Below are 21,442 nucleotides of genomic sequence, written 5' to 3' on the forward strand. Positions count from 1 at the left end.
GGAAGCAAGCAAATCGCAGGGGTGGGGGGAGGGCCGGATCGGTCACCAGTTTGGTCGACCATTGTGGTATTCCGAATTGCACTCTATGTTGGCGCGACCAGATCCGCCGTCGGGCCGCACCGCCATCCACCCCACAGGAGCCCGGTATGGGATACGTCTTCCGTCAGCAGGTTACCCGACGAATGCGGCTCGCCGTTTGCGCCGCACTCGGCATCGCGCTGGCATTTCCGGCGCCGGCCGCGCACGCCGCGAGCGTGCACCATCGATCACCTGCCAACGATGCCGGCGGCCGCCCGGCCGTGACGATCGTTGGGCACGTCGTCGACTCGACATCGAACGCGCCCGTCGCTGGCGCCTCGGTGCAGGTCGAAGGGACGCAACTCGGCGCCGTCACCGATGACGCCGGCGAGTATCGCATCTCCGGCGTTCCGCAGGGACAACAGACGCTCATGGCGCGACGAGTCGGATATGCGGCACGCCGCCACACCGTCACCGTCGGCACGGACGGGCAGCTGACCGTGGACTTCGCGCTGCCTCCGGCCGCCACCTCGCTGGACGCGGTGATCGTCACCGGGACCGCGGGCGGCCAACAGCAGCGCGAAATTGGCACCGCGGTCGGCACCGTCAACGCGCCCGACGTGTTGGCCAAGTCGCAGGCGTCAGACCTGAGCTCGCTGCTCAACTCGCGCGTGGCCGGCGTGAGCATCGTGCCCAGCACCGGTCGGTTAGGCTCGGGCCCGAACATCGAGATCCGCGGCATTTCGAGCCTCAGTCTCGACAATCAACCGCTCATCTACATCGATGGCGTCCGCGTCAGCAATCGCACGGGCGGCGGGCCGACGACATTCGGCAACGGCGGATTCGGAGCTCAGAACGCCGGCGTCGTTGGACGCTTGAACGACATCAATCCCGACGAGATCGAAAGCATCCAGATCATCAAGGGACCCGCGGCGGCAACCATCTACGGCACCGAAGCGGCCAATGGCGTGATCCAGATCATCACCAAGAAAGGGTCGAGCGGAAAGCCGGTCTTCAATTTCCAGATTCAACAAGGCGGCGTCTACTTCCGTGATCCCGAAGGTCGCATGCCGACCAACTTTGCGCCGGACAGCACGGGCGCCATCACGTCGTTCAATGCCATCAAGGCACAAGAGGCGGCGGGACACCCGGTCTTCACGACCGGCAAGACCTACGACTACAATGCGTCGGTTGCGGGCGGATTCTCGATCGGCAACTACTTCGTCTCGTCCAACTATCAGGACGAGCACGGCATCGAGCCGAACAACTTCATCACGCAGTATTCCGCGCACGCGAATTTGAATCTGACGCCGGACCCGAAGTATGCGATCGGGACGAGCCTCAACTACGTGCAGGGCAACTACCACACCGGCGCCGACGTGGGTCTGTCGGCCATGCTCGGTGCGGAACTGGGGCAGCCGAACATCTTCAGCGTACCGGGCGCCGACGGATTCTATCCCAACGTGCCGCCGAATGTCCCGCAGGCCTTGTTCGACAACAGCGACGACATTCACCGCTTCACGGGCAGTGCCACGTTCACGCACAATCCCATCAGCTGGTTCACCCAGCGACTGATCGTCGGTCTGGACTACACCAACGAAGACGGCAGAGGACTCGAGTATTTCGCGCCGCCGGCGCTCGCGCCGTTCACCCTCGGCAACGCCGCGGGTCGCATCGGCCAGACGCTGACATCGACGTCGCTCACCACCGCGGACTACAACGGCACGGCGAAGTTCAATCTCACGTCGGCCATCACGTCCGCGACATCGTTAGGCGGGCAGTGGTATCGCACGGCGCTGCACGAGAGTTTCCTGGGCGGCATCGGATTCCCGGGACCCGGCATCACGACGGTCTCGGGCACCGCGACCGCGCTGCCGTCGACCCAGGGCGACACGATCAACACGACGATCGGCGGCTATGGACAAGAGGAGATCGGCCTCAACGATCGGTTGTTCCTAACGGGTGCGCTGCGGGTCGACAACAACAGTGCGTTCGGCACGCAGTTTAAATGGATCACGTATCCCAAGGTGAGCGCCTCGTGGATCGTGAGCGAAGAACCGTTCTGGCACCTCGCGTTCGTCAACTCGCTCAAGCTCCGCGCCGCATATGGCGAGTCGGGCCGTGCTCCGCTCGCGTTTTCGGCGCTCAGGTCGTACCTGCCCGTGCAGGGACCGGGCGGCACCAACGCGTTCACGGCGGGAGGCTTCGGCAATTCGAACTTGAAGCCGGAGCGCGGAAAGGAGCTCGAGGCGGGATTCGAGTCGGATCTCTGGGACCGCCTGCACCTCGATTTTACGTACTTCAACAAGCACACGACCGACGAGATCGTGGCGCAGCCGGTGGCGCCGTCGCTCGGCTTCACGGGCACGCAGTTCCAGAACCTCGGCCAGGTGAACAACCACGGCATCGAGCTCCAGGCGACGCTGCAGGTGCTCAAGATGCCGAACTTCGGATGGGACATCACGGGCAACTTCGCGACCGCCCACAACAAGATCATCAGCCTGGGCGGCCTGCCGTCGATCATCACGACGGCAGGGCAGGCGAACCGGGTCGGCTTCCCGATCGCCGCGTATTTCTCGCGGAAGGTGGTGTCGGCGACGGTGGATCCATCGACTGGCGCCGTGTCTAACGTGTTGTGCGCCGGCGGTGCGGGACAGGGTCCCGTCGACTGCGCGACCGCGCCGTTCGTGTTCATCGGATCGGCGACGCCGACCAACACCGGGTCCGTCGGCAATACCTTCACGTTCTTCAAGAAACTGCGCCTCTATGCGTTAGTCGATTGGAAGCGCGGCTATGTGCTGGCGAACAACATCGACCAGATCCGCTGCGACGGTCTCCTTGGCGTTGGCGAGTGCGACGTGAACTACCATCCGCAGAAGTACTCTCCGGTGTTCGTCGCCGAGGCGAGCGTCACTGGTTTCGTGAGCCAGACGCAGGATCAATTCTTCCAGGATGCGTCGTTCGTGAAGCTGCGCGAGGTATCGGCGACCTATTCGCTGCCGGACCACCTCCTGCCGGGCATCGACCATGCGTCGTTCACGATAGCGGCGCGCGAGCTCGCGCTCTGGACCAAGTTCAAAGGCCCCGACCCGGAGGTCGACCAGTTCGTCACCGGGCTCACGACCGGCAGTCAGGGTGTGATACCTCCGCTCAGCCGGTTCGTCGCCACCCTCAACCTGACCTTCTGAGCCATGCGAAACTCACATACCAGTAGAGGCGTCTCGGTTAGGCGCGTCGCGCGGCGCGGGTGGATGGCTTCGGCGCGCACCGTGATCGTGGCGTTGGCGGTGGTGTCGGTGTCCGCCGCATGCAACGACCTCACGACCCTCGAGCAATCGAACCCCGGTCAGTTAGGCCCGGATGTGTTCGCACCGCAGAACGCGGACCTCATCGTGAACAGCTCGCGCGGCGACTTCGAGTGCGCGTTCAACGAGTACATCGCGGCGAGCGGAATCTTCATGGACGAAATGTCCGACGCGATCTCGCAGACCGCCAATTTCGATCTCGATCGCCGCTCGATTACGCCCGATTCACCGTACGGAACGAACACGTGCGACAGCCAGCAACAGCCGGGCGTCTACACTCCACTCTCGGTCGCGCGTGCGTCCAACGATGTCGCGGTGCAGCATCTCGAGGGATGGACCGACGAACAGGTTCCCGACCGCTCTCACCTCATCGCCGTGGCGTCCGCGTACGGCGGCTACAGCCTCGTGCTCATGGGCGAGGGCATGTGCTCCGCGGCGTTCGATCTCGGTCCCGAGGAGCAGCCGCAACAGATCTTCGGTGATGCGATGGTCAGATTCGACACGGCCGTCGCTGCTGCGACGCGCGCGAACGATGCAACGACGCTCAATCTTGCGCTGCTCGGTCGTGCGCGGACCGAGCTGGATCTCGGGAATTCAGCGGACGCGGCGACCGATGCGGCACTGATTCCCGCAGGCTTCGAGGTCGACATCGATCACGATCCGACGGCGACGCGGCGCCAAAACCTGGTGTTCATCCAAACCATCCAGGCGCAGTTCGGGTCGATCGATACGTCGATCATCAACCGGTTCGTCGTGGACAGCGACCCGCGGATCGCCGTGACGTCGACGGGCGAGCTGGGCTCGGACGGCCACACCGTGGTTTGGTTTGCGAACAAGGACGCGACGGCAACCGCGCCGCAGGCACTCGCCAAGTTCTCGGAAGCGCAACTCATCATCGCGGAGAACGACGTCAACACGGGCGACCTGAACGACGCGGTGACCATCCTGAACACATTACGCAGTGCCGCCCACCAGCCGGCCTACAGCGGCGGCCTTACGGCTCCCGCGGTGATGGCGGACATCGTGGAACAGCGCCGCCGCGAGTTCTTCCTCGAGGGACACCGGCTCGGTGACATCCGGCGGCTCGGGCTGCCGTTGAGCCCCGCCACCGGCGCCCCGTACGTGAACGGCGGCACGTATGCCGACCAGGCGTGCTTCCCGCTGCCTAACGTGGAGCGCATCAACAACCCGAATCTCGATCGCGCCGCCCGTTGACGCCTTTCACTTCGTACTCCAGGAGATCGGACATGTCGTGTCGAAGACTGCCGCGCAGCGCCGCACGGATGATGCAGCACGTGCGGCGATCGCTGATCGGATTCCCGGCGCTCGTGCTCGCGGTCGCTTCCGTGCAGGCACAGGGCACGCGTTTCTTGCGACGGCCGACCGTCAGCCATGACATGGTCGCGTTCGAATACGGCGGCGACTTGTGGGTGGTGCCGCGCGCGGGAGGCGCCGCGCGACGGCTCACCAGCACGCCGTCCGTGGAAACCGATCCGGCATTCTCGCCGGACGGATCGATGCTCGCCTACACGGCGACGGTGGCAGGCAACGCCGACGTTTACGTGGTTCCTGTCGCCGGCGGCGAGCCCAAACGCCTAACGTACCACCCGGGCGGCGACTTCGTCCGCGGATGGACGCCCGATGGCAAGAAGGTGGTGTTCGCATCCTCGCGCGGCACGGTCCCGACGCCCGGGGCCAATTCGTTCCTGCGCATGTGGACGGTCGCGTCGACCGGCGGCATGCCCGAGCAGGTGCCAATGCCGCGCGCGTTCGCCGGCTCGTACTCGTCCGATGCGACGCACATGGCGTATCAACCGCTCGGTGTTGCGTTCTTCGCGGCGAACTGGGCGGAGCCGCAGTACAGTCAGTGGCGACGCTACCGCGGCGGACGCACCGAGCCGATTCACATCATGGATCTCGCCAACTACAGCGAGACCACGCTGCCGTGGGCGAACAGCAATGACACCGATCCGATGTGGGTTGGGCACACCATTTATTTCCTGTCCGATCGCGACGGCGTCGTGAATCTGTACTCGAACGAACAGGGCGCGTCACAGGTGACGGAGCTCACGCACAACCGCGATTACGACATCATGAGCGCGTCGGCCGGCCCCGACGCAATCGTGTACGAACAGGCCGGGTACATCCATCTGTTGGACATCGCGACCGGCCGCTCGCAGCAATTGAACATCACGGCCACCGGCGACTTCCCGTGGGCGCAGCCGCAGATGAAGCAGGTGGCGTCATACATCAGCAGCGCATCGCTGTCACCGACCGGGGTGCGCGCGGCGTTCGAAGCGCGCGGCGACATCTACACGGTCGCGGCGGACGGCAGTTACCGGAATCTCACGCAGAGCTCCGGCGTTCACGATCGGGATCCGGTGTGGTCGCCGGACGGCACGCACATCGCCTGGTTCTCGGATTCGACGGGCGAGTACCAACTCATGATCGGCGACCAGACCGGCGAGTCGGCGCCGCGCGCCATTCCCCTTCCATCGCCGGCATACTTCACGGCGCCTACCTGGTCGCCGGACGCGAAGCACATCACGATGCGCGACACGCATGCGAAGCTGTGGGTCGTGGACGTGACTAACGGTCACTTCGCGCCGATCGACTCGGACACGTTCGACGATCCGGGCCGCGGCTTCGATGCGGCGTGGTCGCCGGATTCGCGGTGGGTCGCCTACTCGAAATCGCTCCGCAGCCACATGCGCGCGATCTTCCTGTATTCGTTGGACGCCGGCAAAACCTACCAGATCACCGACGGTCTCGCCGATGCGGTCAGTCCTGCCTTTGATGCCGGCGGGAAGTATCTCTACTTCATGGCGAGCACGGACATCGCGCTCCGGATGGGCTGGCTGGATATGAGCGAGATGGATCATACGCTGCACCGGAGCGCATACCTCGTGGTGCTGGACGCGAACGATCCATCGCCGCTCACGCCGCCGCCGAGCGACGAGCCGCCGCGCAACGTGGCCGAGATGCCGGCGCAGATGCCGGCAGCGCACGCGGCGCCGCCTAACGCAGCGCGGGCAGCGCGGGCCGCCGGACCGGCACGGCCGGCCGCCGCGCCTGCCGGCGCCTCGCACGTCCAGATCGACATCGCGGGCATCGAGAGTCGCATCGTTCCGCTCGGCATCCCCGGCGCCGAGTATACGTCGCTCGTGCCGGGGAGCGCTGGGACGTTCTTCTACCTCGAGCGCCGTCCGCAACCGTCGATCGGGCGGCCGCCGCAGCAGCTCTGGGAATACGTGCTTGCCGCGCAGAAGCCGATGCCGTTCCTGGATGGCGTGCAATCGTACACGGTCTCGGCGGACGGCAAGAAAATTCTCTACGAGGCCGGACGCAATCATTGGGGCATCGTTCCCACCGACAAACCGGCCACGCCCGGCGAGGGATCGCTCAAGGTCGACCAGTTGGAGACGATGGTCGATCCGAAGGCGGAGTGGGCGGAGATCTTCCGCGAGACGTGGAGGACGCAGCGAGAGTTCTTCTACGACGCGAAGATGCACGGCAACGACTGGAACCAGATCTACGACAAGTACAAGGTCTTCGTGCCGTACCTGGAGCATCGCGCGGATCTTGACTATCTGATCGCGTCGGTGGGCGGCGAGCTCACCGTTGGGCACTCGTACATCGAATCCGAAGGCGACCTGCCCGATACCGCGCAGGTGAGCGTCGGACTGCTCGGCGCCGATCTGGCGCTGGACCACGGGCGCTACCGCATCCAGCACATCTACACCGCCGGCAGTTGGAACCCGCACCTGCAGGCGCCGCTCGCCGTGCCCGGTCTGAAAGTGGCCGAAGGCGACTATCTCCTCGAGGTGAACGGCAACGCGCTCGCGGCTCCGACGAATCCGTACAGCCTGTTCGTCGGCACGGCGGGCAAGCCGACCACGCTTCGCGTTAGTCACTCGCCGTCGACGGCCGGTTCGTGGCTCGTCACCGTCGAGCCGATTCCGGACGACGAACAGCTGCGCACGCAGGCGTGGGTGGATGAGAACCGGCGCACCGTCGACAAGCTGTCCGGCGGCAAGCTCGCCTACGTGTGGCTGCCGAACACGTCGGTTGCCGGATTCACCGCGTTCAACCGCTACTATTTCGCTCAGCAGGACAAGCAGGGCGTGGTGGTCGACGAGCGGTACAATCAGGGCGGTTCGGTTGCCGACTACATCGTCGATCAGATGTCGCGGCAGCTCATGGGATATTTCGCCGAGCGGGCGGGCGATGTGGTGACGATGCCGATGGTCGGCATCATGGGTCCGAAGGTGATGATCGTCAACGAGTCTGCCGGTTCGGGTGGCGACGCGTTGCCGTACTACTTCCGCGTCGCCAAGCTCGGCCCGCTCGTGGGCACGCGCACGTGGGGCGGATTGGTGGGCACGCTCGGCGTTCCATTGAGCGTCGACAACGGGGCGATCACCGCGCCCGACCTGGCGTTCTACGATGTCAACGGCAAGTGGGCGGTGGAGAACGAAGGCATCACGCCGGACATCGAGGTGACGGAGACGCCGGCCGACGTGATTCACGGCCACGATCCGCAGCTCGAGCGCGCGGTGGCTGAAGCGCTCAAGCTGCTCAAGGAGCACCCCGCGCCTAACGCTCCGCGGCCGGCGCCGATCGACCGTGTGACGACGGGCGTCGCCACCACGCGCTCGGGCGGCAATCAATGAGCAGGCATAGGCCGTTCGCGCGCGCCGCCGTGTTGGGCGCGCTGCTTTGCGGCGCATCGCCCGCGATCGCTCGCGCGCAGAAGGCGCCCGACTGGGCCGCGTTCGACAAGTACGTGGCCAAGGCCGCGCGCGACTGGCGGGTGCCGGGGATGGCCATCGCGGTGGTGAAGGACGATTCGCTCGTGTTCGCGAAGGGCTACGGCGTGATCGAGTTAGGCAAGCCGGAGCCCGTCAACGAGCATACGCGATTCGCGATCGGATCCACCACGAAGGCGATGACGTCGGCGGCGTTGGCGATGCTCGTGGACGAGGGCAAGATCAGCTGGGATGAACGCGTCATCGATATTCTCCCCGAGCTGCAGCTCTACGACTCGTACGCGACGCACGAGCTGACGGTGCGCGATTTGCTCACGCACCGCACCGGGCTGCCGGATACCGACCTGCTCTGGATCATTCCGCAGAACAATCTGAGCATGGATGAGATGATCCGGCGGCTTCGCTACGTGAAGCCTGAGTCGTCGTTCCGATCGCATTGGGATTATCAGAACGTCGTCTACGCGATCGGCGGATTGATCGTCGAGCGCGTCTCCGGGATGCCATGGAAGCGCTTCGTCGAAACGCGGCTGTGGGATCCCATCGGGATGCACGAATCGATTCCGCTGGTCGCGGAGCTTCACGGTCAGCCTAACGTCGCCGTGCCGCATGCGCTGGTGAACGACACCGTGCGCCGCGTGCCCGTTCGTACGACGGATGCGATCGCGCCGGCCGGCTCGGTGTGGTCGAGCGTTTCCGACATGTCCAAATGGATGCGTTTCATCCTGGACAGCGGCCGGGTCGGCAATCGACAGCTCATCAAGCCATCGACGTTCGCCGAGCTGCTCACGCCGGAGATCCAGGCGCCGATGGCGGAGTATCCGGCGCTCGAGCTGGCGCATCCACTCTTCTTCAGTTACGCACTCGGCTGGTTCGTGCAGGATTACGACGGCCAGACCGTCTGGATGCACACCGGCAGCATCGACGGCATGTGCGCGCTGATCGGCCTCGAGCCTCGCAAGAAACTCGGCGTCTACGTGCTGGAGAATCTGGATCACGCCGAGCTGCGGCACGCGCTCATGTACAAGGTGTTCGACTCGTACGGCGTGACGGGCAAGACGCCGCCCCGCGATTGGAGCGCTGATCTCAAAGCGCTGTTTGCATCGATGCGTCAGGATCGCGTGTCGCGACGGTCGGCAACGGTGGCGTCGGCGCAACCGGTGCCGGCGTCGATGCCGCTGGATCGCTATGCGGGCACGTACACGGATTCGACGTACGGCACGATCACCGTGACGTCGGCGAACGGGTCGCTGAGCGCGCGCTACGGCAACTGGGACATCGGGGAGCTGACGCACGCCACGTTCGACCGCTTTCGCAGCGTGGCGCGCGACACCCTGGAAGGTGAAAGTGTGTTGACGTTCGTGCCCGACGGCGATGGACACGTGCGCGCCGTGCAGTTCTTCGGTCAGTCGTTTTCTCGAGGGAGCGCGAGTACAGGCCAATGATGACTTTTCGCATGGTTGCCGGCGGTCGCGCCATGGGTGCGCTGCTGTGCCTAACGGTCGCGTCGCAGGCGGGTGCGCAGGGCGCGCCCGAACCGTCGTTCGACAAGACCGACGTGATGGTGCCGATGCGCGACGGCGTGAAGCTGCACACGCTCATCTTCACGCCGCGCAACGCGATGGTCGACCTGCCGATCCTCATGTCGCGGACGCCGTACGGCATCGACGGCATGGGCGAGGCCTTGAGCAGTCCGTCGCTCAAGTACCTGGTCCAGGACGGGTACATCTTCGTGTTCCAGGACATTCGCGGGCGCTTCGAGTCCGAGGGACAGTTCGTGATGCTGCGGCCCGTGCGCAACAAGAAAGATCCGAAGGCCGTGGATGAGAGCACGGACACGTACGACACGATCGACTGGCTGCTCAAGCACGTGCCGCACAACAACGGCCGGGTGGGAATGTTAGGCACGTCGTATCCGGGCTGGCTGACGGTGATGGCGATGCTCGATCCGCACCCGGCGCTGAAAGCCGTGTCGCCGCGGGCATCGCCGGCCGACATGTTCATCGGCGACGACTTCCATCACAACGGCGCGTTCCGGCTGAGCTACGGCTTCGAGTACGCGACGATGATGGAGACGACGAAGCAGATCCAGGCGTTCGCGTTCAACGATTCGGATACGTACGACTGGTATCTCAAGCTCGGATCGCTCGCGAACGTGAACAAGGAGTATCTGCACGATAAGATTCCGACGTGGGACAACTTCGCCGATCATCCGAGCTACGATGCGTTCTGGCAGAAACAGGCCGTTGGGCCGTATCTCGACCGCGTCACCGTGCCGACGTTGAACGTGGCCGGCTGGTGGGATCAGGAAGACTTCTATGGACCGATCAAGATCTACGAGACGCTGGAGAAGCACGACACGAAGAACCTCAACTATCTGGTGGTCGGTCCGTGGAACCACGGCGGCTGGAATTCGCCGAGCGGCGAAAAGTTAGGCGCGATCGACTTCGGCACGCCGGCGTCGGAGGACTTCCGAAAGAACATCGAAGCGCCGTGGTTCGCGTACTGGCTCAAGGGGAAGGGCACCTTCAAGGCGCCGGAAGCGACCACCTTCGAGGCCGGCACGAACGCATGGAAGACCTACGACAGTTGGCCGCCTAAAACAGGCGTGACGGAGAGCAAGCTGTACACGCACGCCGGTCACGCGCTGTCGCTGCAGGCGCCGACCGACAACGGGTCGAGCGCGGCCGACTCCTACGTGTCCGACCCGAAAAATCCGGTGCCGTATCGCAAGCGGCCGATCCTGCCCACGTACGGCAAGGGATCCACGTGGTCGCGCTGGCTGGTGGACGACCAGCGGTTCCTCGAGGGGCGACCGGATGTCGTGTCATGGGAGACCGGGCCGCTGACGGAGGACGTGACGATCGCCGGCGCGATCAGCGCGCACCTCTTCGCGTCCACCACCGGGTCGGACGCGGACTGGATCGTGAAGTTGATCGACGTCTATCCCGATCAGGGGGAGAGCGACACGACGCTCGACGGCTATCAGCTCATGGTGGCCAACGACGTCTTCCGCGGGCGTTTCCGGACCGGCTTCGATCATCCGGAGCCGATCACGCCTAACCACACCGATGAGTACGTGATCGACCTGCACACGCAGGACTACAAGTTCCTCAAGGGCCATCGGATCATGGTCGAGGTGCAGAGCACCTGGTTCCCGCTCATCGATCGCAACCCGCAGCGCTACGTGGCGAACATCTTCGATGCAAAGGACTCCGACTTCACCGTGGCGACGGAGAGCATCCATCGCTCGGCGAATGCGGCCACGTACGTCGATCTGCCGATTCTGGGGAGCTCGGCGGGTATACCCGGCGCGCAACACTGACGTGGAAGCACGCCGGAGCGTACCCGTCGCGGTGAGCCCGGGCGCGGCCATCGATGTGCGTCCCTTGCGTACGCAAGACGATTTCATCCGGTGTGTCGAGCTGCAGCACGATGTGTGGGGCGCGACGTTCACCGAGCGCGTGTCGGTGGGCATTCTCAAAGTGGTGCAGCGCATCGGCGGCATCGCGGCCGGTGCGTTCGAGGAAGATGGCCGTCTGGGCGGTTTCGTGTTCGGCCTCACCGGCGTCGAAGCAGGCCGGCTGGTGCACTGGTCCGACATGCTCGCCGTGCGCGAGCACCTGCGCGATCACGGCATCGGCCGCCGATTGAAGGAGTTCCAACGCGACACGGTGCGGGAGATCGGTGTGTCGCGCATCTACTGGACGTTCGACCCGCTGGTCTCGCGCAACGCGCATTTCAACCTGATCCGGCTTGGGGCGCACGTCGTCGAATACGTGCCCGACATGTACGGCGCCGAGACGCACAGCGTGCTGCATCGCGGCGTGGGTACGGACCGGTTCATCGTGGCCTGGGACGTCGATGCCGGTCCGCACGCCGGGGCGCCGGACGGGGACGGCCGCGGGGTGACGTTAGGCACGGATCATCCCGTGCTCAATCCGTTAGGCACAGACGGCTTGCCGGCCTACCGCGAAGTTGCCGGGCGTCCGCTCGCCGTGCTGATTGCGGTGCCCGACTCCATCGAAGAGGTGCAGGCCCAGTCCGTGGAGCATGCGGCCCGCTGGCGGTCGAGTACGCGCCGCGCCTTCCAGTGGGCGCTCGGAGCGGGCTACCGCGTGACCGCGTTCTACCGCGACGAGACGGCGCGGTGCGGCTACTACGTCTGTGAGCGGGAAGGAAGCGCTCGCTGACCGGCACCCGCGCATTCGCAGTTTGGTCGGTACCGCTGAGACGCATCAGTCGCGTGGCGCGGGGCTCGCTTCCGACTCGCGCCTGGCGGGCTTCCTCGCTCTATGACACCGATTGCACGGATGACCGCGCCGAGAACGGCACGGTGTCTCCAGAGCGGGGAAGCCAACCACCTCACATCTGTTGCGGCGCCCGCGCGCCTACCGCTGCGTCAGCGAATCGAGCGTGATGCGCGTTAGGCCGTGCGCGGCATCGTACCGGACGCTGTACGTCGTCGGATACGCGCCCGGCGCCTGAAACGATGCCGGTTGCTTGATCGGTTCGGTGATGTCCGGATGCGTCTGCAGGTACGCCGTCGTCACCATGGGCTCGATGAAGTCGAGCTGGCCGTGCGTGAAGCCGTAAATGAGCGTCTTGTCGAACGGCTGGCCGTGCCATTCGGCCGCGAGCGAGTCGTTCCAGTGCACCCCCATCATCGGTACGGCTTCCAACTCCGATACGTAATCCTGCGGAACGTACTGTGATGGGACGGTTGTCGTGTCGAGTCCGCCCTGCACGGCTTCCTGCGCCGCGACGGAGATCGTGTAGAAGTGGAAATCGAAGTGCGGCACGCCGTAAATCGTCGGCGGCGGATGGCCCTGCGGATTCCAGTTGAGCGTGGCATGGTCGAACGGCGCCGCGCTCACATTCGACGGCAGCGGCAGCTGGAACTCGGCCATCGTTGTAGGGAGACCGTTGAACGCGGCGTCGGTCATCGCGATGCCGACTGTTGTTGGCTCACGGCCGCGCATCATCACGAACGCGTGTGCGGTGCCGCTCCCGACGGTCACCGGGGGGCCATCGACTTCCTCGACGACCGGCGCCGTCGAGTCGCTGCTGCAGGCGAGTGCAAAGGCGCCGGCGGCCAACGCGCCGATGACGAGCAGTTGCGTTAGCACCCGTGGCGATGAGGCATGCGTACCAGGACGACGTCTGCTGCTTCTGTGTCCCACTGTTCGTTCCTCCAGTGAATTTGAAGTGATGGTTCAGAGATATCTGGCGAGCGCCATGGCCGAGACCGCGATGAGCAGGAGCACGGCCGAGATGGTGCTGCTCACGCCGAGCCGCTTCTGGATGCGGCGCGTCTCGGCGGCATGCTCGGGCGTCGACCGAACAGAAGGCGACGCGGCGGCGATGCCTAACTGCACCAGACGGTTGACGGCCGGACCAACGACGCCTCCACCGATGAGCGCGGCGGCGATGGCTGCGATCGCGCCGATGGCCAACGTCGACCCCATCGGCGATGTCATCCACGCGCGGTACGAGCCCGCGCCGATCATTGAGTACATCGCGATGCCGGACGCAATCGTGATCAGCGATGAGAGCATGAACGAGCGCGCCAGGCGTCTGCGTTGCACGAGCTCGTGCAGCACGCGTCCGCCGGCCGTGCCCGTGGCGCGTGCCGCAGGAAGGACGTAGGCGGCGAGCACCACCGCCGATCCCGCCCAACAGATGCCGGCCACGATGTGCACGAGCCGCAGCGTGAGCATGGCCGCTTGAAAGTTCACGACGCGGAACCGACGGGCGTCGACCGCGCAAGTCGATCTGCTTGCACGATCAGCTCGCGCGGGGCTTTCGCGTTTTCGTTCGCGCGGCCGAATCGGCCGCCGCCGTTTTCGTCGCGGTGTCAGGTGTGGCCGGAATCGCAAGCAACGTCGCTTGCTGTTCCAGGCCGGCCGCGGCGCCCGCTACACCAGGCACGGTGGACGCAGCCTTTGAATTCATGAGCGCCGCCCCGGCGCCGCCCATGACTACCGTGGCGGCCACTCGCTCGGCTGTCTTCTTGTCGATGCCGGTTGCTTTGCCGACTTTCGCCGCCGCATGGCCAAAGGCCTTGCCCCACTTTCCAAATCGGGAGTGATGCGAGCCGCTGGCTGTGGTCTTCGCCGACGTATCGGCGGTTGGCGACGCCGTCTGAGTAGTGTCGGACGGCGAAGTGGGTGTCGACGACTGTGCGAGCGCGGACTTGCTGATGGATGCGGCCGCGAATACTGCGAGCGTAACCGCTATGGATCTGAACATGCCCCTGCGTTGGCGCGACATTGCTGATTCCCCCGAGTGTGATTTGCCGCCGGCCACTGAATGCGACGGCAGACAGTTGCGTCCGGCGGCTCGAACGGGGGGAAGCCTAGGCGCGCCCTCTCATCGGAGGATCAGCGGATGATCAATTGTCGACCTCGACCAATAGAACCTCGGCTGTTGACATTCACGGGACGTTAGCCGCGTACGCGCGCCAGGTCCCGGAATGGCGCGTAGCTCCACAGGGGTTGGAATGCGATATGGCGATGAAGCTGGTAGATCCAGATCGTCCGGTCCTGCATTGCCTCCTTGAGAAAGCCGACCGCGGCAGCCCGATCGCCCATGGCGGCAGAAAGCCGCGCCCGGGCGAGAGCAACGGCGCCGCGAGCACTCACATTCGTTCGACTCACCGTATCGGCGATGTTCGCGAGGCGCTCGAGCTCCGCTCGCGCCGCTGCCGAGTCATTGGCCTCCGCCTCGGCCATGCCGAGGGTGGCGAGAAACATGGGCTCGTTTGGCGTTTGCCTCACGAGCGCGCGTGCCAGTCGCTCGGCCTCGGGTGCGCGGTCGAGCCGAACCAGGATACGTGCATGAAGATCCTGCATGTCGGGCGGCGACGCGGCATCGGATGGTCGCGCTGCGTACCATTGTATTGCGCGCTCCCACATCTCAGCCGCCGCGCCGGGGTGGCCGTGCACCATGAGCTCGCACGCGGCCAAGTGGAGCGCCTCGTCGTACCGCCAACCGATCTGTCCTGGTGCAGCACCGGCACTATCCATTTCGGCTTTGACCGCATCCACCTGACCTAGCCCTGCTAACGGTGGAACAAGGGCCGCAAAGCCGATCACTTGATCGGGGAAGGCGCGACGCGCTGCGTGCCCCAGTCGCAGCGCCTCGGCATTGTCGCCCGACAGGTGCGCGGAGATCGACGCTTCCATCCAGTATTCGGACCAGCCTTTCACCCAACCCTTGGTCGGGTCGACGCGCAAGAACCACTTGAGGGCCTGAGCCGGCCGGCCAACGAACAAGGCGGATTGTCCGGCGATCGCGAACGACTCGGACGTGGGGCTGACTCGCGCCAGCTCGCTGGCCAACTCGTAGGCCCGGTCCGATTGGCCGCGGATTTCGGCGAACTGAAAGTCGAGACGATAGCGGTCGGCCGGAACCAGTTTGTCCCGCTGCGCTTCGACGGTATCCAGATCGGCTTCGGCATCGGCCGTCCGACCGAGGGTATGCTCAGCGTCGGCGGCGAAGAGCAGCGGCTGCAGGAACGTCGTGTCGAGAGAGCGCGCGCGTCGATAATGGAGCAGTGACGTCGGCGCGTCCATTTGGACCTGGGCATCGAGACCGTCGACGAATTCGCGGTAGGCGGCGTAGGACGGCGGCGCGCCCGCGTGCGTGGCCCATTCGCTGAGCCGCGGGTTTTCGATGGTGGCGAGCGCGCCCATGATGCGGCCGGCCAGCTGCCTGACGCCGGCCATCGGATCCTTGACCGATGCGAGCACCGGTGGGACTTCGCGCAGGAGTGCGCCGTCGCGGACGTCGGAGATCTGCGGGTGGAACTCGAGTGTATCGCCGCGGCGGTAGTAGTTGCCCCAGACGACGATGCCGGCGCCGACGGTGCGCGCGAGCGCGCGCGTTTCGGGCGACATCCCGAAGGACGACGTGCCCGCGCCTAACGCAGCCGTGGTGGCGATGGCGGCGCGCGAATCGACGACGTCGACGAGTCCCGTGCGCGCGAGCTCGGTGGACACCCAGTCGGCGGCCATCTCGCCCAACGGGTCGAGCGCCGTGTCGGCGGTGCGGTTGTCGAAGACGGCGACGACCACGCGGTGTTCGCTCGACGACGGCGCGTCCGCGCGGCGGCCGCGCGCGAGCAGCAGGCCGCCCGCCGCGGCGATGCCTAACGCAACGGCGGCCGTGACGGTCCACGCACGTGCGCGCGATGTCCGGCGGCGCGGCTCGGCGCCCGCCGAGCTGGGAGGTTCGACGGCAGCGGTTGGGCCGTCCGCTCGCGGCCGCTCATCGTTGGGCGCGGCCGGCATCGGCGGCGGACTGGCCGGTGCGATCCCGAAGGGCTGCGACCTCAGCCGTTGGGCCAGCGCGGCAACCGCCGCATCCGGCTCGAGGTCGAGCTCCGTGCGCCGAATCTGCTGGTACAGGTCCGCCTGCTTGATGGCCGCCGCCGTTTCGCCGGCGGCGGCAAGCGACTGGACCAACGCGAGGGCAACGCGCGAGTCCAGCGGGTCGATCGCTGCTGCACGTCGCCACCAGTCGGCTGCGCGATGATGGTCGCCGGCCTCGCCGGCACGTGTTGCACAGGCCTCGATGGCGCGCTTGGCGAGACGCTGCAGCCGGGCGCGCTCGCCGTCCATCCAGCGCTCGAATTCGCCGGCGTTGGGCAGGTGGAAGCCGTCGAGGAACGCGCCCATGTAGAGCTGCGCCGCCTGCTCGTGCTCGCCGGCCGCAATCGCGCGCTCGAAATCGAGTACATCTGCGCTCACGACGGCTTCATCCAGGCGAAGTCCTGCGCCCCCTTCGACGGGATCGGCGTCGCAGGCGCGCTTGAGTGCGTAGACGGTTTGCGCGAGGGAGTGGCGGGCGCGGTCTTCGTCGGCATTCGGCCAGAGAAGGCCGACGGCTTTTTCGCGGGTGGTGCCTCGCGTGCCGGCGGCGGCGACGAAGGCGAGCAAGGCGAGGGGGCGTCGCTGCAGATCGAGCGGGGCGCCGTCAGCGCGCTCGAGCGCGCACGTACCGAACGTGCGAAGGTAAAGCACAGGGTTGGGGGCTGCTGAGGTAGAAATCGTAAGGCGGCGGCACGGTGCCAGGCAAGGGAAGGATGCGCGAGCGCCCCGGATGCCGAGTTGAAAGCGCTCTCCGGCCACGGGCGGTGAATCCGGTGTGCGACTCCATGCCCGGGAGCCCTGGCTCGAAGACCGCCCGCGTCGCGCCCCGGGCGCCACCGGTTCGACGGCTAGCGGCTAGCGCGGCGTGTAGTCCAACGCCGGACACCGGGTGCGCAGTTCGCCTGACATTCGCCTAACGACGACGATCGTATTCTCCGGACGCCATGATGGCGCGCGGCGTTTGCCGGACATCGTGCCCGGCTTTGCCTGATGGCCGAGCGACGCGGTCGCCGTGATGTTGTTCGCAGCGGCGGAAAGGCTCCGTCCCTCGGTTCGCCAGTATCACGGAGGATTCATGTGGCACATGCCTCGTTACGGACTGCTGGTGCTCGCCATCGCCTGCGTCGCGCCCATCGCGGCCGCGCAGGCCGCGCCTCAGGGCCACCTCATCACGGTGCACCTGGTCGATCGGCCTAACGGACAGTTCGCGTTCGATCCCGGCACCATCAACGCCCAACGCGGCGATACGGTGCGGTTCGTCCAGCAGAGCTCGGCGCCGCACAACGTCTCGTTTCGCACCCATCCGAAAGACGCCAAGCTTGGAGACGCTGCCGTCGGACCGTACCTCCTCAACAACGGTCAGACCTACGATCTGGTGATCGACGCACGCTTTCCGGATGGCACGTACACGTTCGCGTGCGATCCGCACGAGTCGGTGGGAATGAAGGGAACGCTCGTCATCGGGGCCCACAAGTAGCGCATCACTACCTCCTCGCGCCCCGCGCGAGGCTTCCACAGGAGAGATTCCATGCTTGCGTCCCCGGGCTCATGTCGCGCGCGGTTCGCAGCGGCCGGATTGCTTGGCGCTGCTCTCATCGCGCTGACGACTCGACCGGCGATTGCCGATCCGGTCACGCGCAGCACACCGGATACCACGGATCCATTCGGCTACCTTCGCGCCGATCGCGTGACGCTGCCGGCGGGGGCGTATCGCGCTGCCTTCGCGCACCGCATTCCGAGCTTCTCTCGCCAGACCAAGCTCCCCTGCAGTGCATGTCACTACGGGTTTCCCGAGCTCACACCGTTTGGGCGGCTATTCAAACTCAACGGTTACACGCTCACGGCGCTGCCGACGATTGTCGGTGGTGATTCGGCGCGCCAAACGCTCGAGCTGTCGCCGATTCCACCGGCCTCGGCGATGGTGATCACGTCGCTCACGCATCTCAAGACTGCACTGCCGGACGCGCAGAACGACGCCACGGCGTTTCCGGAGCAACTGAGCCTGTTTCTCGGCGGACAGGTCACGCCGAAGATCGGCGCGTTCACGCAGCTCACGTATGCGGCCGATGCCGGATCGATCGGCATCGACAACACGGAATTTCGATTCGCCGATCACGGTACGTTAGGCGGCAAGCAGGTGATCTACGGCGTCACGCTCAACAACAACCCCAGCATGCAGGACCTGTGGAACACGACGCCTGCGTGGGGATTCCCATTCGTCGCCTCGAGCATCGCACCGTCGCCTGCCGCCGGGTCCCAGATCGAAGGAGCGCTCGCCCAACAAGTGGTTGGACTCGGCGCATACGCCATGTGGAATCAGACCGTGTACGCCGAAATCACGACGTATCGAACCGCGCAACAAGGCGTCGCGCCTCCGCCCGGGCCGACGACATCCAACGCGAATCGCGGCGTGATTCCGTATTGGCGGCTCGCCGTGCAGCGCACGTTCGGGCCGAACTACCTGATGGTCGGCACGTACGGGATGGCGGCCACGCTGTACCCGACCGGCGTCAACCAGTTCACCAACCGCTTCACCGATCTCGGGCTCGACGCCCAGTACGAGCGCACGTTAGGCACCGGCGTGCTCATCGCGCGGACGACGTATCTGCACGAGCGCCAGTCGCTCGCCGGATTGATCGAGACAGCCGGCGATGCCCCCCTGCCCAATCCGACCGATGCGTTGAACGAGTTCCGGCTCAATGCCTCGTTCCTGCCGACGCCGCGGTTCACGTTCACCGCGGGCTATTTCACGACGACGGGGAGCCGCGACACCGCGCTCTTTGCGCCGGGCGCCGTCACCGGCAGCGTCACCGGGTCGCCGAGCAGCAGCGGCGGAATCGGAGAAGTCGACTTCAATGCGTGGTTGAACACGCGGCTCGGTGCGCAGTACATCCTGTACAGCAAGTTCAACGGGGCGTCGCGCGCATACGATGGCGCCGGTCGTGACGCATCGGGCAACAATACGCTCTATCTCTTCCTCTGGGTCGCGTTCTGATCCCGCGGTAGCGGGTACTCCAACACACCGGGTGGGATTTCATGTCTGCGATTTTGCTGGCAACGCACGGTGGCGAGAGCGCGGATGGCGCGACTCGTGTCGCATCGCTTCTGGCTCGGCGTCTTGGCGTGCCTCTGCGCGCCGTCGTCGTGCTGGAGCCGCTTGCGCTGATCGGTGACGGGTACAGCAACACGTACGCGCCCACGCCTGACGACATCGAAACCATCAAAGCTGCTTTGGTGGCGGCAGTCACGGAGCAGTTCGTCCGGTGCGGCGTGCAGGACTGCGACTCCGAGTTTCGCATCGGCGTGTCGGTTTCCGAGATTGCCAGCCTTGCTCAGGCGTTAGGCGCGAGCCTCATTGTCGTCGGGCTCGGATCGCACCGCATCATTGACCGCGCGCTCGGCGGCGAGACGGCACTGCATCTGGCGCAGGTCGCGGCGACGCCGGTGCTGGCGGTACCCGCCGATGCCACGACGATTCCACAGCGCGCGATGGTGGCGCTCGACTTCAGTCCGACGAGTCTGCTCGCCGCGCGGACCGTCGCGACCTGGATGCAGCCGGGCGACGCGCTGCACCTGGTGCACGTCGTGGCGCCGGAGGATTTCGCGCCTAACGCAATGGCGGCGGCCGGCGGCGATTCGGGTGCGGCCCGCCTCGCTCAGGCGACCGCCACGCTGCGCGCCGCGACGCACGCCGGGATCGACGCCTCGCAGGTTGCCGGCGATCCGGCACGGGCCCTCCTCGAGCGCGCTCGAGAGCTCGACGCCGACCTGATTGCGCTCGGCAGCCACGGATACGGCATCTGGAAGCGACTGCTGCTCGGCAGCGTCGCCTCGAAGATCATCCGTCTTTCTCCCCGGGCTGTGCTCGTCGCGCCCATCGCATGTCTGGCGACGCTGGCCGGCGCCGGGCCGGCCGTCCAGTCGCCAGCGGCCGCCGGCTCGACGGCGTCCCCTCCTGCCTAACGAATCTCCGGCCTCGCGCGCGCCGGCGCCCCGAGTCCGGCGGCCGGACCGTTAGGCGATGCGGCCGCCGGTGGCGACGGCGCATGGCGCGGGCTCGTGCCCGCCGTGCGGATGAGGTTCGAGAGGCCCGTGAAGCCGAGCAGCCGGCGCGCCGCGCGCTCCACCGCATCGCACTGGTCCCGCCGCCCAACCTCGCCGGTGAGCGTCACCCATCCGTTCTGCACGGTGATGTGCACGTCGCCCACGGGGACGCGAAGCTCGTCGGTCAGCGTTCGAAGCAGCCCCTCTGCCATGTCGCTGTCCGAGGGTCCGAACGCTGCGGGCACACGAACTTTCACTTCATCGGCTACCGCGTTCACGCCGCGACAACGGAGCGCGACGTCGAGCGCCTCGCATTTTTCGTCGTACGTACGAACGATGCCGCTCAGCGTGACGACGCCATCTCGAACGGACACCGCGACTTCGCCGGCCCGCAGCTTCGTGTCCTGCGCGAGCGCGTCCAGCACGTCGCGTTGCATTTGGTGATCACGGGTCGCTGTAGACATGTCGCGTCTCCGAAAGACAGTGGGCGTTCACTTGTGACCGCGTGGTGCCGTGGTCGCGCGGCTCACGCGCGGCACCCGATCGGGAGAGATCATCCTGGCGATCAGGCCGTGCATGTTGTCGCGCCGGTCGCACGGCGATCACGTTCTTGATGGCGCGCACACCGCACACGCGCTCGACCGCTCCGCCGGCCGCGCGCTTCTCGACGGTGTCATTGACCGATCCGGACAATGCAACGACGCCATGGGCCACGGCCACCGAGATCCGCGGCGCGCGGTCTCCGAGGGTCCAGCGGAGTTCTTGGGCCACATCCGCTCCGAGTTGTGCGTCGGTCTTCATGTGATCTCCAGTCTCGAGTGATTCGAAATTCGTGTGCAGGCAATCTCGGCGCTTGGGATGCCAGGCGCTGTCGGGCGTTCACCTTCGATCCGTCAGGTATTTCCGGATTCGCGCGGGGACCTTCAGGTTCGGA

The 21,442-nt window shown here is 65.9% G+C and carries 16 protein-coding genes; 10 read left to right on the forward strand and 6 right to left on the reverse strand.

Features of this window, described 5'->3' with window-relative positions; genetic code table 11:
* Positions 1-182: 182 nt before the first annotated feature.
* From VFW04_15500 to VFW04_15525, 6 genes are all read left to right on the forward strand, one after another.
* Positions 183-3,206 (forward strand): TonB-dependent receptor, encoded by a 3,024-nt coding sequence (locus VFW04_15500; protein ID HEX5180741.1) that lies wholly within the window; start codon positions 183-185, stop codon positions 3,204-3,206.
* Between the two features lie 63 nt (positions 3,207-3,269).
* A complete protein-coding gene (locus VFW04_15505) occupies positions 3,270-4,538 on the forward strand; it encodes a RagB/SusD family nutrient uptake outer membrane protein (protein ID HEX5180742.1) in 1,269 nt (422 codons plus the stop codon).
* A 32-nt stretch (positions 4,539-4,570) separates the two neighbouring features.
* Positions 4,571-7,996: a PDZ domain-containing protein gene (locus tag VFW04_15510; GenBank protein ID HEX5180743.1), complete on the forward strand. Its 3,426-nt coding sequence runs from the start codon at positions 4,571-4,573 to the stop codon at positions 7,994-7,996.
* On the forward strand, positions 7,993-9,534 hold the full coding sequence (locus tag VFW04_15515) for a serine hydrolase (GenBank protein HEX5180744.1): 1,542 nt from the start codon (positions 7,993-7,995) through the stop codon (positions 9,532-9,534). The genes VFW04_15510 and VFW04_15515 overlap by 4 nt, the downstream gene beginning before the upstream one ends.
* Positions 9,531-11,414: a CocE/NonD family hydrolase gene (locus tag VFW04_15520; protein HEX5180745.1), complete on the forward strand. Its 1,884-nt coding sequence runs from the start codon at positions 9,531-9,533 to the stop codon at positions 11,412-11,414. Before VFW04_15515 ends, VFW04_15520 begins: the two co-directional genes overlap by 4 nt.
* A gap of 1 nt (position 11,415) precedes the next feature.
* On the forward strand, positions 11,416-12,282 hold the full coding sequence (locus VFW04_15525; GenBank protein HEX5180746.1) for a hypothetical protein: 867 nt from the start codon (positions 11,416-11,418) through the stop codon (positions 12,280-12,282).
* 198 nt (positions 12,283-12,480) lie between these two features.
* Here the strand turns inward: VFW04_15525 and VFW04_15530 are convergent, their stop codons facing one another.
* The 4 genes from VFW04_15530 to VFW04_15545 form a co-directional block, all read right to left on the reverse strand.
* Positions 12,481-13,218, reverse strand: coding sequence for a DUF5602 domain-containing protein (locus VFW04_15530; GenBank protein ID HEX5180747.1), 738 nt, complete (start codon positions 13,216-13,218; stop codon positions 12,481-12,483).
* Positions 13,219-13,305: 87 nt separating this feature from the next.
* Entirely contained in the window at positions 13,306-13,827 is a 522-nt protein-coding gene (locus tag VFW04_15535; GenBank protein HEX5180748.1) for a hypothetical protein, read from the reverse strand.
* A gap of 49 nt (positions 13,828-13,876) precedes the next feature.
* A complete protein-coding gene (locus VFW04_15540; GenBank protein HEX5180749.1) occupies positions 13,877-14,341 on the reverse strand; it encodes a hypothetical protein in 465 nt (154 codons plus the stop codon).
* A gap of 194 nt (positions 14,342-14,535) precedes the next feature.
* A complete protein-coding gene (locus VFW04_15545; GenBank protein ID HEX5180750.1) occupies positions 14,536-16,770 on the reverse strand; it encodes a bacterial transcriptional activator domain-containing protein in 2,235 nt (744 codons plus the stop codon).
* On the opposite strand from VFW04_15545, the gene VFW04_15550 reads away from it, so the two are divergent.
* The 4 genes from VFW04_15550 (at position 16,744) to VFW04_15565 (ending at position 20,427) form a co-directional block, all read left to right on the forward strand.
* The gene (locus VFW04_15550) at positions 16,744-17,133 is read left to right on the forward strand and encodes a hypothetical protein (GenBank protein ID HEX5180751.1); all 390 of its coding nucleotides are present in this window, start codon (positions 16,744-16,746) and stop codon (positions 17,131-17,133) included. The genes VFW04_15545 and VFW04_15550 overlap by 27 nt on opposite strands.
* A gap of 415 nt (positions 17,134-17,548) precedes the next feature.
* Positions 17,549-17,941 carry a plastocyanin/azurin family copper-binding protein gene (locus VFW04_15555; GenBank protein ID HEX5180752.1) on the forward strand — a complete coding sequence of 131 codons (393 nt, stop codon included), beginning with the start codon at positions 17,549-17,551 and terminating at the stop codon, positions 17,939-17,941.
* A 51-nt stretch (positions 17,942-17,992) separates the two neighbouring features.
* Positions 17,993-19,459: a hypothetical protein gene (locus VFW04_15560; protein ID HEX5180753.1), complete on the forward strand. Its 1,467-nt coding sequence runs from the start codon at positions 17,993-17,995 to the stop codon at positions 19,457-19,459.
* A 41-nt stretch (positions 19,460-19,500) separates the two neighbouring features.
* On the forward strand, positions 19,501-20,427 hold the full coding sequence (locus VFW04_15565; protein HEX5180754.1) for a universal stress protein: 927 nt from the start codon (positions 19,501-19,503) through the stop codon (positions 20,425-20,427).
* Here the strand turns inward: VFW04_15565 and VFW04_15570 are convergent.
* Positions 20,424-20,972: a BON domain-containing protein gene (locus VFW04_15570; GenBank protein HEX5180755.1), complete on the reverse strand. Its 549-nt coding sequence runs from the start codon at positions 20,970-20,972 to the stop codon at positions 20,424-20,426. The genes VFW04_15565 and VFW04_15570 overlap by 4 nt on opposite strands.
* Positions 20,953-21,309 carry a BON domain-containing protein gene (locus tag VFW04_15575; protein ID HEX5180756.1) on the reverse strand — a complete coding sequence of 119 codons (357 nt, stop codon included), beginning with the start codon at positions 21,307-21,309 and terminating at the stop codon, positions 20,953-20,955. The genes VFW04_15570 and VFW04_15575 overlap by 20 nt, the downstream gene beginning before the upstream one ends.
* Positions 21,310-21,442: the final 133 nt, after the last annotated feature.

The organism is Gemmatimonadaceae bacterium (genome assembly GCA_036273715.1).
In the GTDB taxonomy this organism is placed as follows: domain Bacteria; phylum Gemmatimonadota; class Gemmatimonadetes; order Gemmatimonadales; family Gemmatimonadaceae; genus JADGGM01.

What these genes read in the sequence shown, in the direction of transcription:
- VFW04_15500 (HEX5180741.1), top strand. Translation starts at nt 183, where the DNA reads ATGCGGCTCGCCGTTTGCGCCGCACTCGGCATCGCGCTGGCATTTCCG.
- VFW04_15510 (HEX5180743.1), top strand. Translation starts at nt 4,571, where the DNA reads ATGTCGTGTCGAAGACTGCCGCGCAGCGCCGCACGGATGATGCAGCAC.
- VFW04_15520 (HEX5180745.1), top strand. Translation starts at nt 9,531, where the DNA reads ATGATGACTTTTCGCATGGTTGCCGGCGGTCGCGCCATGGGTGCGCTG.
- VFW04_15555 (HEX5180752.1), top strand. Translation starts at nt 17,549, where the DNA reads ATGCCTCGTTACGGACTGCTGGTGCTCGCCATCGCCTGCGTCGCGCCC.
- VFW04_15515 (HEX5180744.1), top strand. Translation starts at nt 7,993, where the DNA reads ATGAGCAGGCATAGGCCGTTCGCGCGCGCCGCCGTGTTGGGCGCGCTG.
- VFW04_15545 (HEX5180750.1), bottom strand. Translation starts at nt 16,770, where the DNA reads ATGGGCGCGTTCCTCGACGGCTTCCACCTGCCCAACGCCGGCGAATTC.
- VFW04_15560 (HEX5180753.1), top strand. Translation starts at nt 17,993, where the DNA reads ATGCTTGCGTCCCCGGGCTCATGTCGCGCGCGGTTCGCAGCGGCCGGA.
- VFW04_15540 (HEX5180749.1), bottom strand. Translation starts at nt 14,341, where the DNA reads ATGTTCAGATCCATAGCGGTTACGCTCGCAGTATTCGCGGCCGCATCC.
- VFW04_15575 (HEX5180756.1), bottom strand. Translation starts at nt 21,309, where the DNA reads ATGAAGACCGACGCACAACTCGGAGCGGATGTGGCCCAAGAACTCCGC.
- VFW04_15505 (HEX5180742.1), top strand. Translation starts at nt 3,270, where the DNA reads ATGGCTTCGGCGCGCACCGTGATCGTGGCGTTGGCGGTGGTGTCGGTG.
- VFW04_15570 (HEX5180755.1), bottom strand. Translation starts at nt 20,972, where the DNA reads ATGTCTACAGCGACCCGTGATCACCAAATGCAACGCGACGTGCTGGAC.
- VFW04_15565 (HEX5180754.1), top strand. Translation starts at nt 19,501, where the DNA reads ATGTCTGCGATTTTGCTGGCAACGCACGGTGGCGAGAGCGCGGATGGC.